The organism is Ruegeria sp. BE9, from assembly GCF_056538765.1.
Genome location: NZ_JBQFTS010000003.1, coordinates 52486 through 67523, shown reverse-complemented (window position 1 = coordinate 67523; position 15038 = coordinate 52486). Strand labels below are relative to the sequence as shown.

Annotated in this window: 15 protein-coding genes; 7 read left to right on the top strand and 8 right to left on the bottom strand. The window is 55.8% G+C overall.

Going from position 1 to position 15038, the window contains the following annotated elements:
* Nucleotides 1–91: 91 nt before the first annotated feature.
* Genes ACR0EO_RS11255 through hslO form a run of 3 tightly spaced genes read right to left on the bottom strand, consistent with a single transcriptional unit; the run spans nt 92 to nt 2809 of the window.
* Entirely contained in the window at nt 92–1246 is a 1155-nt protein-coding gene (locus tag ACR0EO_RS11255; protein WP_480689905.1) for a CCA tRNA nucleotidyltransferase, read from the bottom strand.
* The gene (locus ACR0EO_RS11250) at nt 1243–1848 is read right to left on the bottom strand and encodes a CoA pyrophosphatase (protein ID WP_480689903.1); all 606 of its coding nucleotides are present in this window, start codon (nt 1846–1848) and stop codon (nt 1243–1245) included. The genes ACR0EO_RS11255 and ACR0EO_RS11250 overlap by 4 nt, the downstream gene beginning before the upstream one ends.
* Entirely contained in the window at nt 1832–2809 is a 978-nt protein-coding gene (gene hslO, locus ACR0EO_RS11245; RefSeq protein ID WP_480689901.1) for an Hsp33 family molecular chaperone HslO, read from the bottom strand. Before hslO ends, ACR0EO_RS11250 begins: the two co-directional genes overlap by 17 nt.
* 76 nt (nt 2810–2885) lie before the next feature.
* On the opposite strand from hslO, the gene ACR0EO_RS11240 reads away from it, so the two are divergent.
* The gene (locus ACR0EO_RS11240) at nt 2886–3329 is read left to right on the top strand and encodes an NUDIX hydrolase (protein ID WP_480689899.1); all 444 of its coding nucleotides are present in this window, start codon (nt 2886–2888) and stop codon (nt 3327–3329) included.
* Here the strand turns inward: ACR0EO_RS11240 and ACR0EO_RS11235 are convergent.
* Nucleotides 3326–4597: a PP2C family protein-serine/threonine phosphatase gene (locus ACR0EO_RS11235; RefSeq protein WP_480689897.1), complete on the bottom strand. Its 1272-nt coding sequence runs from the start codon at nt 4595–4597 to the stop codon at nt 3326–3328. The genes ACR0EO_RS11240 and ACR0EO_RS11235 overlap by 4 nt on opposite strands.
* A gap of 156 nt (nt 4598–4753) precedes the next feature.
* Between ACR0EO_RS11235 and ACR0EO_RS11230 the strand changes: the two genes are divergently transcribed.
* On the top strand, nt 4754–5083 hold the full coding sequence (locus ACR0EO_RS11230) for an Hpt domain-containing protein (protein WP_480689895.1): 330 nt from the start codon (nt 4754–4756) through the stop codon (nt 5081–5083).
* Here the strand turns inward: ACR0EO_RS11230 and ilvA are convergent.
* Complete coding sequence (gene ilvA, locus ACR0EO_RS11225) at nt 5080–6306, bottom strand: threonine ammonia-lyase IlvA (RefSeq protein WP_480689893.1); 1227 nt, start codon at nt 6304–6306, stop codon at nt 5080–5082. The two genes, ACR0EO_RS11230 and ilvA, sit on opposite strands and share 4 nt — an antisense overlap.
* A gap of 58 nt (nt 6307–6364) precedes the next feature.
* Nucleotides 6365–7105, bottom strand: a complete 741-nt coding sequence (locus tag ACR0EO_RS11220) for a hypothetical protein (RefSeq protein ID WP_480689891.1) — start codon at nt 7103–7105, stop codon at nt 6365–6367.
* Between the two features lie 140 nt (nt 7106–7245).
* Between ACR0EO_RS11220 and ACR0EO_RS11215 the strand changes: the two genes are divergently transcribed.
* The 5 genes from ACR0EO_RS11215 to msrA all read left to right on the top strand — a co-directional run bounded on the left by ACR0EO_RS11215 (nt 7246) and on the right by msrA (nt 11842).
* Nucleotides 7246–8469: an argininosuccinate synthase gene (locus tag ACR0EO_RS11215; RefSeq protein ID WP_480689889.1), complete on the top strand. Its 1224-nt coding sequence runs from the start codon at nt 7246–7248 to the stop codon at nt 8467–8469.
* A 141-nt stretch (nt 8470–8610) separates the two neighbouring features.
* On the top strand, nt 8611–9678 hold the full coding sequence (locus tag ACR0EO_RS11210) for a YjgN family protein (protein ID WP_480689887.1): 1068 nt from the start codon (nt 8611–8613) through the stop codon (nt 9676–9678).
* Between the two features lie 3 nt (nt 9679–9681).
* Complete coding sequence (locus tag ACR0EO_RS11205; protein WP_480689885.1) at nt 9682–10725, top strand: M48 family metallopeptidase; 1044 nt, start codon at nt 9682–9684, stop codon at nt 10723–10725.
* Nucleotides 10726–10789: 64 nt separating this feature from the next.
* On the top strand, nt 10790–11074 hold the full coding sequence (locus ACR0EO_RS11200) for an SCP2 sterol-binding domain-containing protein (protein ID WP_480689883.1): 285 nt from the start codon (nt 10790–10792) through the stop codon (nt 11072–11074).
* A gap of 96 nt (nt 11075–11170) precedes the next feature.
* Nucleotides 11171–11842: a peptide-methionine (S)-S-oxide reductase MsrA gene (gene msrA / locus ACR0EO_RS11195; RefSeq protein WP_480689881.1), complete on the top strand. Its 672-nt coding sequence runs from the start codon at nt 11171–11173 to the stop codon at nt 11840–11842.
* Here msrA and ACR0EO_RS11190 read toward each other — a convergent pair.
* Both ACR0EO_RS11190 and ACR0EO_RS11185 read right to left on the bottom strand, forming a co-directional pair.
* Nucleotides 11839–12708, bottom strand: coding sequence for a ribokinase (locus ACR0EO_RS11190; protein WP_480689880.1), 870 nt, complete (start codon nt 12706–12708; stop codon nt 11839–11841). The genes msrA and ACR0EO_RS11190 overlap by 4 nt on opposite strands.
* Nucleotides 12705–14969, bottom strand: coding sequence for an NADP-dependent malic enzyme (locus ACR0EO_RS11185; RefSeq protein WP_480689878.1), 2265 nt, complete (start codon nt 14967–14969; stop codon nt 12705–12707). Before ACR0EO_RS11185 ends, ACR0EO_RS11190 begins: the two co-directional genes overlap by 4 nt.
* Between the last annotated feature and the right edge of the window lie 69 nt (nt 14970–15038).

The window sequence follows — 15038 nt, the reverse complement described above, 5'->3', positions numbered from 1 at the left end:
GTAATACATTCGCATGCCTCCCTCCAAATCAGGTAACAGGCGAAAGTAACCACAATATTTTTTGTTTGTCATCCCCTTTTGAGACTTCGCCTCAGTCGCCCAGCAGGTCGTTACGGGTCAGGGAAAAACCCGAGGCGATCCAGCGCGCCTCAAGCTCGGCAAGTTTCTTGCCCAGCGCGGGGCCGGTGAAATCAGGAATTAGATCGGTAGCTTGTACAGGGAAGTCGGCCGCGGCCCCCTTGCGCAGATCCTGTCGCATATCCTCGGACCAGGGCTGCTCCAGAAAGGCACAGCGGAGCAGGGTTTCGTGCATCCCGCCTTCTTCGCCATATCGGAAACCCAGTTCGGCAATGCTGGCGGTGCCCGAGGCCTCATCCCGCATCCGGGTCAAGCGTGCCAACTGCGCCTTACTGAGGCGAAGGGTTTTAGCGATTTCGGGTGAGGCTATCGCAGCTAGACGGCGGATCGGTTCAGGATCAGCCCCAGCCTGTTGTTCCAATGCCACCAAGGGTGCCAACGCGCGATCATCAGCCCCAGGAAGCAATTGCGCCAGAACACCCGCCTGACGCATCGCCGCGATAGAAGGAGAAGGGTCAGAAGCGCCCAACAGTTTCAGCAGTTCGGCTCCAACCCTTTCGCGAGACAAACCGGCCAGACCATCCAGATTGGCGGCGATCGCCGCTAAGGCATCCGGGTCGAACCCGGCCTCTGAATCACCATACCAGGCATGGAACCGAAAATAGCGAAGTGAGCGCAGGTAGTCCTCGCGAATGCGGTTTTCGGCTGTACCAATGAACCGAACACACCGTGCCTGCAGATCCGGTAATCCGTTTAGCGGATCCAGAATGCTTCCATCAGGCCGAGCGTAAATCGCGTTCATGGTAAAGTCACGTCGCGCGGCATCCTCTGCCACCTTGTCGGAAAAGGCTACAACGGCCCGGCGACCATCGGTTTCAACATCGCGGCGAAAGGTAGTGATCTCGTGCGGGGCACCACCGCTAACAACAGTGATGGTCCCGTGGTCTATCCCCGTCGGAATAGCCTTGAGCCCTGCCGCCTGCGCCAGTTCCATCACCCGCTTGGGTCGGGCATCAGTCGCAATGTCGATATCGGAAACTGGTGCCCCCAACAGGGCGTTGCGAACACACCCACCAACAAACAGAGCTTGGGCACCTGCCTCGGTCAGCGCCGCGCAGACTTTTTGTGTTGCCGGATCAGAAACCCAAGCCTCAGAAATTTGCGTCATTCACTCACCCGCGCGGCCAATCCCCGCAACATCCGCGCCGTAGCGCCCCAGATGTAATAAGGACCGAACGGCACTGCATAATAATACCTTTTGTGACCACGCCAGCGGCGCGATTCAACAGTATAATTCGCAGGGTCGAGTACATGTGCAAGAGGAACTGAAAACACCTCATCTACCTCACCCGGTTCCGGGATCAGCTGAAACGGTTCTCGCAATATCGCGACAACCGGTGTCACGGTAAACGAGGTGACAGTCTCGTGCGTTGGAAGGTGACCCAGAATTTCGGGCAACTCTGTCGGCAGACCAATTTCCTCCTGCGCTTCGCGCAAGGCTGTGGCGGTCACATCCTCATCACCCTCATCCTGCTTACCACCGGGAAAGGCGATCTGACCGGGGTGATGTTTGAGCGCAGAGGACCTTTTGGTCAGGATCAGACGCGCCGATCCGCTGGAAACCGTGATCGGGACAAGCACCCCCGCGGGACGCAATTTGCGTCCTTCGGGAAGTACGGTATCAGGGTTCAGGTCGAAATCACTCGACCCGTGGCCAGGGCGACGCAAGGCCGCCCTTAGCAGATCAGTTGGATCAGGCGTCGTCAGCATCAAAGCCGACCGTGCCTGGTTCCAGCACATAATGGGCGCCACAAAACTGACAATCAGCCGTTACCTTGCCTTCTGGTGTGGTCATCTTTTCGATGTCCTTGGCCGAATAAATCGACAAGCTTTGCCGAACGCGGTCCTCCGAGCAGGTGCAGCCGAACTGGACGGCTTGTGCGTCATAAACCCTTGGCTGTTCCTCGTGGAACAACCGGACCAGCAGGTCAGTCGGAGCCACAGAAGGCCCGATCAGTTCCAGGTCCTCAACCGTATCTAGCAAGATGTTCACACGCCCCCAGTTTTCACCCTCTTGGCCATCGACCAGATCTTCGGCAGAGAGGATTTGACCCTCACCCTCGCTGGTCGCAACAAAAGGAGAGGCCTTGGGCATGTGCTGCAACATAACCCCGCCCGCGCGCCAGTGTTCGCCAACGCCCGGCTCGGTTGATTTCCCAAAGCTTAGCGAGAAACGGGTCGGCAACTGTTCGGACTGCGCAAAATACGCCTCGGCGCAAGCGCTGATCGAACCACCCGCCAAAGGTGTGATCCCCTGATACGGCTGCGTGCCTTCGCCTTGGTCAATCATGATGGCGAAATAGCCTTCGCCTACCTGATCAAAGGGCGCTCCATCCGTCAGGCGTTCAGGGTCGAAACTGGCATAGGCGCGGATGCGGGCCGGCTCGCCCTCTTGCTTGGGCGCATAATAGTCGGTGGCAATCATCCGCACCGGACCCTTGGACTGAACCTGTAGAGACAGCTTCCAGCGCAGCGATATGGTCTGGCCGATCAATGCGGTCAGCAGGGCCATTTCGGCCACAAGGGCTTCGACCTTTTCCGGATATTCATGCTGTTTGAGGATGCCATCGAGCACGCCATCCAAACGGGCCACGCGGCCACGCATATCCGATACATCAAGTTGAAAGGGCAGGACGGTATCGTCCCACGCGATTTTCGTTCCAAGAGACATGGGGTTTCCTTACACGCCACAGGTTGGCATACCGCCAGCATATAGGTCGAACAATTCGGGTTTTAAGGGGCCATACATGATCAGACGGTTCGGTGAAACCCCGCAAGCGGGGCAGAAATACATCAGACGCGTGGGTGTTTATGCTTTGTTGCCACGTGGTCGGCACCTATTGCTGACGTGTCAAATGGAGCCCGGCCCCGATTTGCAACTGCCCGGTGGTGGAATTGATCCGGGCGAATCACCCATTACTGCCCTGCACCGTGAGGTTTTCGAAGAAACAGGCTGGCTGGTTGCCTCTCCCCGCCGTGTCGGAGCGTTCCGGCGGTTCACTTTCATGCCTGAATACGATCTCTGGGCCGAAAAAGTATGCCTGATTTATCGCGCCCGCCCCGTACGCCATATCGGCCCGCCAACCGAGCCGTTTCACGAGGCATTGTGGATGGATACCGCTGATGCGGCGCAAATGCTGGGGAATGCTGGCGACCGCCACTTTGCCACCCAGTATCTGAACGGACTTTAAGGCCCGTTGTATTCAAAAAACACGGCCGACACGTCGTCATCCATGCCGCTGCCAGGTGCCATGGCTTGCGTTAAACGCCAGAACATATCATTCAGAAACTCGGTGCCGCTGCGACCGGGAGCGCAATCGAGCGCCATCTGTTGCAGCCCTTCCTCTTCCAGCAAGCAACCGTTGTTCAAGCGGCATTCGGTGAAGCCATCCGAATACAACATCAGTTTATCGCCAGGTTGCAAGTAGGTCTCGATCTGTTGAAACGACACGTCTGGTAACAAACCAATGGGCAAGCCGCCCTCACCCAGAAATTCAGAGCTGCCATCCTTGCGCAGTACAAGTGGATGCGGATGCCCGGCCTGCACCATCTTTAAGTGGCCGTTCCGCAAGTCTACGATCGCGTAGACCATAGTAAAATACTCTTCGACACCGGCATCCGCCATCAGTCGCGAATTGAGCATTTCTGCCACCTGTTCCGGCGGCAAAAGAGCGTAGAATTTGTCAAAGCGCTTTTCCATTGCAACGTTTTGTTCAAAGTGGTTGCTGGACAGATAACCACCCAGCCGCGCCGTCATCATCGCCGAGGTGATACCGTGGCCTGAGACGTCAATGCTGTAGAACCCCAGGCGATTGACCCCGGGCGAGAACATCCCCACCAGATCGCCGCCGATATGGCCACAGGGCTTCAACAACATGCTAACCCGAGATTTGCCGAATTCGCGCGTCAGTTCTGGGACCAGCGATTCCTGAATTTTTCTGGCCTGAATCAGATCTTTGTCTATGGCATCATGTGCCACACGGAGCTCTTCTAGCGCCGTTTCGATCATCCGATTTTTCTCGGACAGTTCCCGCTGCATATCCAGAATACGCGCCCCAGCCGAAATGCGCGCGCGCAGTTCATCTGCCTCAAGCGGTTTGATCAGAAAATCGTCGGCCCCGGCATCCAGGCCCTTTGCCACCTCCTGCTTTTCACTCTTTGAGGTCAGCAGGATGAAATAACTATATTGCTCACAATCCAACGATCGAAATGCTCGGCAGAACTCCAGCCCACTCATCCCGGGCATGACCCAATCGCTAAGAACAAGGTCCGGCGGATCGTTGGCGCACATCTCAATGGCCACATCACCGCTGTCAGCCTCAAGAACCTCAAACCCCCACTTCTTAAGCGACGCTACCAGAATCCGCCGTTGCAGCCTGCTGTCATCGACGACCAGCACCCGTTGGATCGCGCCAAAATCCAGCTCTGCCCTGGCCTCTGCCTGACTGCCCTCTGCCACCTGCACCCTCTGAACTGTGACTTTACCTAAACAAAAAGAGCCTAGCGTATGCCGGTTTAACATCCCGTGAAGGCGTCTAATTTGCGTTGTTTAACCCCCTCTTTACTGCCCTTGGGGTAATTCGGTCAGGTCGCGATATGTGTGGAGAGACCGAAAATGATTAACTGGTCCAGGGTCAGACAACTACGGGATGAAGTCGGCGCAGGTGAGTTCGACGAGGTTGTCCAAATCTTTCTAGACGAAGTGCAGGAAACCATTGAATGCGTTCGTTTGGATACCAGTCGTATTGAGTTCGAGCAGAATATGCATTTCCTCAAGGGCAGCGCGCTGAGCCTTGGGTTCAATCGTTTTTCCAGCCTCTGCCAGGATGCCGAACGCAACGCCGCTGCGGGCAAAGCAGCTGAGGTTGATCTGCCTGCGATCCTTAAAACCTATGACGAATCCCGGGCCGTGTTTCTGGCCGAAAAAGCGGCAAACCTGACTTAGATCACAAACTGCGCCAGCGTCTCGTCTTCGGTGATGTCAGTATAGGTGAATCCGGCCTCGTCCAGATGCGCAAACAGGCGGGCAAAATTCTCCGGTTTGCGGGTTTCGATGCCGATCAGCACCGAACCGAAATTGCGCGCAGATTTCTTCATGTATTCGAACCGGGCGATGTCATCCTCGGGGCCGAGAATACCCAGAAACTCTTTCAGCGCACCGGGACGTTGAGGCAGGCGCAGTATGAAGTACTTTTTGACGCCGGAATAGCGCTGTGCGCGTTCTTTGACTTCGGGCAGACGTTCGAAATCAAAGTTGCCACCGGATGTAACGCAAACCACAGTCTTGCCGCGAATAAAGCTCTGAATATCGCCCAGTGCCTCGATCGCCAACGCACCGGCCGGCTCCAATACGATGCCTTCGACGTTGAGCATCTCGATCATGGTGGTGCAGATGCGGTCCTCGGACAGGACCAGAACGTCGGACAGGTGGCGATCTTTGAGCAGTTCAAACGGCTTCGCACCGATCTTCCCTACGGCCGCGCCATCAACAAAATTGTCCACATGATCCAGCGCCACCGGATGACCCGCCGCCATCGCCGCATGCAAACACGCCCCGCCTTTGGGTTCGACAAACAGGCAGTGAGTTCTGTCACCGAACCACGTCGCCACGCCGGATGACATTCCGCCTCCACCCACCGGTAGGATCACGTGATCCGGCAGACCGCCCAGTTGTGCCTCGATTTCAACCGCCAAAGACGCCTGCCCCTCGATCACATCTTCATCGTCGAAGGGTGACAGAAAATACCCGCCTTGCTGCGCGCACCAAGCCTGTGCAGCGGCCAGTGTGTCGTCGAAATAGTCCCCAACCAGGTGAATTTCGATATTTTCGCCACCGAAAATGCGGGTCTTCTGGATTTTTTGCTGTGGCGTCGTCACCGGCATGAAAATCACACCACGCACGTTCAAATGCTTACACATGAACGCCACGCCTTGCGCGTGGTTGCCCGCGCTGGCGCAGACGAAGAGATCCTGTCCCTTCTGTTTGCGCATGGCATTGAAGGCACCACGGATTTTATACGACCGTACCGGGCTTAAATCCTCTCGCTTGAGCCAGATATCGGCCCCATAGCGATCAGACAGATGGGCATTCCGCTGCAGCGGCGTCGCCGGAAAGACAGAGCGCATCGCCTGTTCGGCGGCGCGGGCGCGGGTCATGAAATCAGTCATGACCCGTTCAGTGGCCGATCCTGACTAAAAGAGCAAGGAATACATATGTGTACGGGGGTTAAGAGAGTTCGCGTTCTTCGACACATACACCATAGAACGTGGTCAGAATGCTGAGGCCGAGCATTGCAATCACCCAATTTATGGCGGCCTGAAGAACAAAGCCCAGTAGCGTTGAAAAGGCACCAACAAACCCTGCAACAGCCCCCAAAATAAAGCTGAACGCAAAGAAAATCAGGAAAACCATTAGAATTGTCGTCGCAATTGTCTGAGTTGCGCGCCACGATTCCGAGATCGAGATCGGGTTCCCCACTGCACTTGCCGGAAGCACTAGGCTCAAGCGCTGTATGACCCAAAGAGCGAAGATTACGCCAACCGTCATGACAGCTGCACCAACCAGGGAAAACGACCCTGACCCAAGATTTCCAACGAGATATACGGCGCCGATCAAAAGAGTGGCCAATCCAATTAGGATTACGGCCAGCAGCATCGCCCAGCCGAAATAAGCCAAGATGCGTGATCCATTAAATTCAGGCAGTGCTTTTTCAGGGTATTCTGCTAGCAGACAATAGCGATGCCACGCGACCGCGACCCAAAGCGCAGCGATGTAATTCAACACCGCTAGCAACAAAACACCTCCGACGGCTCCTTGTTCTCCGGAGACAAATGCGGGGCCTTTCACAATGAACATCAACACACCTAGCAGTGATACTGCAATGACAGGGGACGACACGCGCAATGCCGTACCAAAATCGTTGAAAATCATACCAAGCGCGTGTTTGAAAATTCGCCAGCTAAACATCCGAAACTACTCTCTCAACCAATCATTGTTTTCTTTTCATCCGTTTCACCTCAATTACCGCGTCTCGTCAACGCAGATAACTTGCCCCCGCTTGGAAAACCCGCTAGGGGCCAAGCGTTCTACGCATAAAGGGAAGTCAGATGTCCGCGCCCAAGAAAGTTGTTCTGGCCTATTCCGGTGGCCTTGATACTTCGATCATCCTGAAATGGCTGCAGACCGAGTATGGTTGTGAGGTCGTCACCTTCACCGCCGACCTGGGTCAAGGTGAAGAGCTGGAGCCCGCCCGCCAAAAGGCCGAGATGCTGGGTATCAAGCCTGAAAACATCTATATCGAGGACATCCGCGAGGAATTCGTCCGCGACTTCGTCTTCCCCATGTTCCGTGCAAACGCACAGTACGAAGGTCTGTATCTGCTGGGCACCTCGATCGCGCGTCCGCTGATCTCAAAACGTCTGGTTGAAATCGCACAGGAAACCGGTGCCGACGCTGTGGCGCATGGCGCAACCGGCAAAGGCAACGATCAGGTTCGTTTTGAACTGGCGGCCTACGCACTGAACCCTGAAATCAAGGTCATCGCACCCTGGCGTGAGTGGGATCTGACCAGCCGTACCCGCCTGATCGAATGGGCCGAAGCGCATCAGATTCCGATTGCCAAAGACAAACGCGGTGAGGCTCCGTTCTCGGTTGATGCCAACCTGCTGCACACCTCGTCCGAGGGTAAGGTACTGGAAGACCCTGCCGATATGGCGCCCGACTACGTCTATCAGCGCACTGTCCACCCCGAGGATGCGCCAAACGAACCCGAGTTCATCGAAATCGGCTTTGAAAAAGGCGACGCCGTCAGCATCAATGGCGAGGCGATGAGCCCGGCCACTATCCTGACCAAGCTGAACGAATATGGCGGCAAGCACGGCATCGGTCGTCTGGACCTGGTCGAAGGCCGCTTTGTCGGTATGAAATCGCGCGGTATCTATGAAACTCCGGGCGGCACCATCCTGCTGGAAGCACACCGTGGTATCGAGTCCATCACAATGGACCGCGGCGCTATGCACCTGAAAGACCAGCTGATGCCGCAATATGCTGAGCTGATCTATAACGGATTCTGGTACAGCCCCGAGCGTGAAATGCTGCAGGCCGCGATCGATAAATCGCAAGAGCACGTCACCGGAACCGTTCGCGTGAAACTGTACAAAGGTCTGGCCTCGACCGTAGGCCGTTGGTCGGATCACTCGCTGTACTCCGAAGCACATGTAACCTTCGAAGAAGATGCCGGTGCATATGACCAGACAGATGCAGCGGGCTTCATCCAACTGAATGCCCTGCGTCTGAAGCTGCTGGCAGCACGCGATAAACGCCTGAAGTGAGGCATCACTGAAGGAAAGAGTTGAATTGGCCTCTCAGGTCGCAACTTCGCCCCAGAATTGCCTACTTGATTGAACAAACAAAACGGGTCGGTCCTTGCATGGACCGGCCCGTTTTTTTCAGGCATTCACACTGAGGCTCTTATGCAGGCAGATCAACAATATGGCACCCCAACGGATTTTGAGTTCCGGGGGTCGGCAACCGAGTATTTTGGCATTTGGATCGTTAACCTGCTGTTGTCCATTTTGACCTTTGGGATCTACAGCGCCTGGGCCAAGGTGCGCACAAAAAAGTACTTCTATCAGAACACTTATGTCGCCGGGCGCAGCTTTGACTACCACGCCACGGGCTTGCAGATTCTGATCGGGCGGATCATCGTGATAGGCGGGATCATTGCCTACACCATTCTGGGGGCGATCCCGTTGGTTAACTTGGTCATGCTGGTGGGCTTGATCTTTTTGATCCCCTATCTTCTGGTGCGATCGCTGCGATTTCAGGCACGTATGTCCAGCTGGTCGAATGTGCGGTTTGACTTTCAGGGCACATGGGGTGCGGCCGCGGCCAATTACTTCCTTTACCCCATCGTCGCGGCTTTGACCCTATATACAACTTGGCCGTTTGTTACGCGCTCGATTCAACGGTTTTACGTGAATAGCCACACATTCGGGACGTCTTCAATGACCTTCGACAGCCCAATTGCACCGTTCTACAAAGCGTTCCTTTGCGCAGCGCTATGGGTCATCTTTGGTCTTTTCGCATTGGTTGCAACCATGGGAATAAACGCCTCAACTTTTGAAGCTCTTGGACAACTGGACAGCGACTCTGAGGGGTTTGCTGCCCTAATGCTCATTCTGTCACTTTATGGGTTTCTAATTTTGGTTATGGTTCCGGCAGTGATCATCTACCATGCCATGGTGCGCAACACGGTCTACAACTACACCATTCTAGGAAACGGGCATCGGTTCCATTCCGATGTGAACGCCCTTCGTCTGTTGTGGATTTCTGTGTCTAACGCGATTGTCGTTGGAATTACATTCGGCCTGATGTTGCCCTGGGCCCATGTGCGCCGCGTGCGGTATCTGGCTAATCACACAGTCTTTATTCCAAATGGGTCGCTGGACGAGTTCATTGGCGGCGCTACCCAAAACGTAAGCGCCATAGGCGACGCGTACGGTGATATCGAAGGCTTCGATATCGGTATTGCGGTCTGATCCTTGGATACGTTTCCAGAAGATACCGGTGCGCCCGTACACGGGCGCGCCTATCCACCCCTCAGTTCGCGAGAAGTCCCAGCTCGGTTAGCGGTTGGAACAAACACTGTTTGGCTGATCGACGAGGACGGTCAAATTCAAGCCCACTGCACGCCAGAAGAATTGAATATCGAGGCTCGGGTCGGATCGACCGAACGACGAGTTAATTTCCCTGATGGAACACTCTTCCTCACCGAGAAACATGCCGCACTCGAACACCTGATAGCCGATAATAGCGGATCGATATTGCACCGGGCCGAGCGGTTTCATCCCCGGTTGATCATCATTTCCTTGATCTGTCTGATTGGCGCGTGGGGCGTGTGGAAATACGGTCTGAGCGTGTTGGTGGCGTTGGCTGTCTGGATGACACCTCCCCCATTGGTGGCCTCGATCGACGCAGGTATCATGCAAGCAATCGATAAGGTCATGGCAGAACCCAGCGCTCTGAATGCTGACGAGAAAGCCGAAGTTCAGGACAGTTTTGACCGGATCATCGCAGTCATGGGGCCGGAAGCCGAAAAACACGATTACAAGCTAGAGTTTCGTCAACTTCCGGGAATAGGTCCGAACGCTTTTGCCCTACCCAACGGAACGATTGTGGTGACCGATGAGTTGGTCAGTCTCATTTCCACCGACGCGATGGCGGGCGTAATAGGCCACGAGATTGGGCACGTTGCCGAACAGCATGGGCTGACTCAGGTTTACCGCTCACTCGGTACCTTCGTTTTGATCGGCATGATGGCTGGCGATACCGGGCCGGTACTGGAGCAGGTGCTGCTAGAGGGCAATCTGATCTTGTCCCTGTCATACTCTCGACAACACGAACTGTCGGCAGACCAGTTCGGCGTCGACCTCGCCAAACGTGCCGGCTTTGACCCTAATGGGTTGGCCGAGTTCTTCGACCTCTTGGCCGATGAGATCGGAGATCAGGGACCGGATTGGCTGAGCACCCATCCAGGATTTGAGCAGCGGCGGGAAAACCTGAAATCAATGACCCAAGGTCACTAAGATCAAGCACTTGTCTGCACATGCGCAGCCTTCTAACCCTGTGTGCCAACTAAGAGGGAAGCTCATGACACTCATCACTATTGCCGAAGGCATTCAGAAAAACCTGGTTGGGCGCAGCTTTGAAGGCTCGTTGAAATTCGATTGCGGCGATGCCGGTGTTATTGTTCTCGCCGAAAATCAGGCCACCACTCAGGATCAGGACACCGACTGCACTATCCGCATCTCGCAGGACAACCTGACCAAGCTGCTGACAGGTAAGCTGAACCCAATGACCGGAGTTGCTTTGGGCAAGCTTAAAATCTCGGGCAATATGGGAGTCGCGATGAAGTTGGGTCAACTGCTGGGGTAAGGCGATAAACTCGTCTCACCACCCCGTGACAAACCATGTCAGCGGATTGCGTCGGGTCATAAGTCAGGGCAGCCTGATCCTGAAAGGAGACCTGTCATGACCCGAACCGCCTATTTTGACTTCGTCAAACCGACACTTCTGCTCACGCTTATTACGCTGGTCTCACTATTACGCGCAGGCCCCGCGCCCGCAGCCGAAACCGAAACACTGACGGTTGCGGGGGGATGTTTCTGGTGCGTCGAGTCCGATTTCGAATCCGTATCCGGAGTGATCGGCGCAGTTTCCGGGTACACCGGCGGAAAGGCAGCCAACCCTACTTACGATCAAGTTTCCAAGGGCGGCACTGGCCACTATGAGGCCGTCCAGATCACTTTTGATCCAGCCCGCGTTTCCCGTGAAACGTTGTTGAACATGTTCTTCCGCTCGGTTGATCCAACAGATGCAGGCGGGCAGTTCTGTGACCGTGGTGATAGCTATCGCACAGCCATTTTCGTCTCTAACCAAGGCGAAAAGGCGCTTGCGCAACAGGCCAAAGCCAAGGCTCAAAGCGCTCTTGGTCAAACGGTCGTGACCCCGATCCTACAGCAAGGCACGTTTTATCCGGCAGAAGCTTACCATCAAGACTATTACAAAGGATCCAAGCTTGTCCTGACCCGCTTTGGTCCTAAACGTCAGCACAGTGCCTACAAGGCTTATCGCAAAGCCTGTGGTCGTGACGCCCGGGTCAAGCAATTGTGGGGCAGCGAGGCACCGTTCGCAGGATCTTAATCGAACCGCGCCTCGTGTACTTCTTTGAGGTCAGGAATAACATCTGCTGTTCCGTGCCGCGTGACCATCAAGGCCGCGGCACGATTTGCCTGAGTGATCGCCTGAGCCATCGGCATTCCGCGATCCATGCCCGCCAGAACATAACCAGTGAACGTATCCCCTGCGCCAGTCGTATCGACGGCCTGCACCTTGTGGGCCGGAAAGTCCGATGCCACGCCGCGATGGTAATAGCGTGCCCCCTTCGAACCCAGCGTAACGATCAAATGCTCGACCTCTAGGTCGGTTACGGCCTGATTGGTCGCATCGCGTAGCTGCTCTGCCTCGATTTCATTGAGGATCAAGAAATCGAGATACGGTAGAACCGCTTGCACCGCTTCGGCCTGGAAGGGCGCAGCGGCATAGCAAACAGACAGTCCCAGCGCTCGGCCCATCTTAGCCGCTTCGACCTGTAAGTTGGTTTCGTTCTGCATCACCAGCAGATCACCTTGGGACGCCGAAGACAACGCTTGCCCCAATTGATCGTTCGATATGGCGTGGTTTGAACCGGGAAACAGGATGATGTTGTTCTCACCCTGCGCATCAACCGCGATGATTGCATGCCCAGTCGGCACATCGACTTCGGCAATATGACGAGTATCTACACCATATTCCGTCAGGCGATCCCTCGCCCAGCGTCCATCCGGCCCTACAGCACCGATGTGAGTCGTCCGCGCCCCGGCACGCGCCGAAGCGACAGACATATTCGCGCCTTTGCCGCCAAGAAACCGATCCAAACGATTTGCCGAGAGCGTTTCTCCCGGCCCCGGAAGATGCGGCACATCGTAGATCATGTCCGCATTAATCGAACCGAGATTCCAGATCGTCATGGTTTACCCGAGATATCGCAGGAGGCCAGAATGGCCATGTTCAGGATGTCATTAGCCGTGGAAACGGTCGAGCAGATCTGAATCGGCTTGTCGACACCAGAAAGGATCGGGCCAATAACGGTTGCTCCGCCCATCTCCTGCATCAGTTTGGTCGAAATCGATGCCGAGTGCCGCGCAGGTACAATAAGGATGTTCGCTGGTCCGGTCAGACGCTGGAACGGGTATCCCGCCTGCTGATCCACGTTTAGTGCAACATCCACTGTCATCTCGCCTTCGTACTCGAAGTCTACGCCACGCTTGTCCAGCACAGCCGGCGCGCGGTGCATTTTTTCTGCCCTTTCAGAGACCGGATAGCCGAAGGTTGAGAAGCTTACGAATGCAACACGAGGCTCCAAACCCATATGACGGGCCACAGCAGCAGACCGCTCGGCGATATTGGCCAAATCGTTCTCATCCGGCCATTCATGTACAAGTGTATCGCCAATCAGAACGATCCGCCCCTTATGCAGCAGTGCAGTTACACCCGCCGCGCCATGCGCTGCGTCGGCGTCGAATACGTGGTTGATCCGGTCGAGAACGTGTGCCGATTTACGCGTGGCCCCAGTCACCAGACCATCGCCATGACCATGCGCCAGCATTAGTGATGAGAACACATGCCGGTCGCGCGCAGCCAGCCGGTGAATGTCTTTACGATCAAACCCCCTACGCTGAAGGCGTTTGTAGAGAAAGTCGTTATAGGTATCGAGATGCGCGGTGTTGGCAGCATTGACCACTTCTAGCTCGCGAACCGCATCACCCAAGCCGGCCTCTTCCAGTTTTTGTTTCACGTCATCAGGACGGCCCACAACCAGTGCCTTGCCAAAACCAGAACGCTGATACGTAACCGCTGCACGCAACACGCGGGGATCGTCGCCCTCGGCAAAGATCATACGGCTTTGCGCCTGACGGGCACGCGCGTTCAGGCCGCGCAGGATGCTGGCGGTCGGATCCATGCGCGATTTGAGACTCAGCTCATAGGCTTCCATGTCGATGATCGGGCGGCGCGCAGCCCCGGTATCCATGCCAGCCTTGGCAACCGCCGGAGGGATACGGTGGATCAAACGCGGATCAAACGGCGTCGGGATGATGTAGTCGCGGCCGAACGTCAGTGATTTGCCGTAGGCCATAGCAACCTCATCCGGCACGTCCTCACGCGCCAGACGAGCCAGTGCGTGGGCGCAAGCGATCTTCATCTCGTCATTGATCGCACGGGCGTGGATGTCCAAAGCACCACGGAACAGATACGGGAAGCCCAGTACGTTGTTCACCTGGTTCGGATAGTCACTGCGCCCGGTGGCAACGATTGCATCAACACGAACCTCATGTGCCTCTTCCGGGGTGATCTCAGGATCCGGGTTGGCCATCGCGAAAATCACCGGATTATCTGCCATGCTGGCAACCATGTCCTGCGTAACAGCACCTTTGACCGACACGCCTAGGAATACGTCGGCACCCTTCATGGCATCTTCCAGCGTCCGCAAGTCCGTGGTGATCGCGTGGGCCGATTTCCACTGGTTCATGCCCTCGGTCCGGCCCTGATAGATCACGCCCTTGGTGTCGCAGACGATGCAGTTTTCATGCCGCGCACCCATCGCCTTGAGCAATTCGATACAGGCGATCCCCGCCGCGCCGGCACCATTTAGAACGATCTTCACGTCCTCGATTTTCTTGCCCGAGATATGCAGCGCGTTCAGCAAGCCGGCTGCACAGATCACTGCTGTGCCGTGCTGGTCATCGTGGAAGACGGGGATGTCCATCTCTTCCTTCAGGCGCTGTTCGATGATGAAGCATTCCGGCGCCTTGATGTCTTCGAGGTTGATACCACCAAAGGTCGGGCCCATCAGACGCACCGCGCGACAGAACTCATCCGGGTCTTCGGTATCCAGTTCGATATCGATCGAGTTCACATCGGCGAACCGTTTAAACAGAACGGATTTCCCCTCCATCACCGGTTTCGACCCCAGCGCGCCAAGATTGCCAAGACCCAGAACAGCTGTTCCGTTCGAGATTACTGCGACCAAATTACCCTTGTTGGTATAGTCATAGGCCGTCTCGGGCGCTTCGGCGATTGCTTCACATGGAACAGCAACACCAGGGCTGTAGGCCAGCGACAGATCGCGCTGGGTGGTCATTGGAACGGTGGCCTGCACCTCCCACTTGCCGGGGGTCGGGTCGAGGTGAAAGGCGAGAGCCTCTTCTTTTGTGATCTTCGTTTTGGGCATCTTAACGGTCGTTTCCATGACTTCAGGGCTGATGCGTCATAGCGCAGGAGGGGGCGCGCCTCAACGACA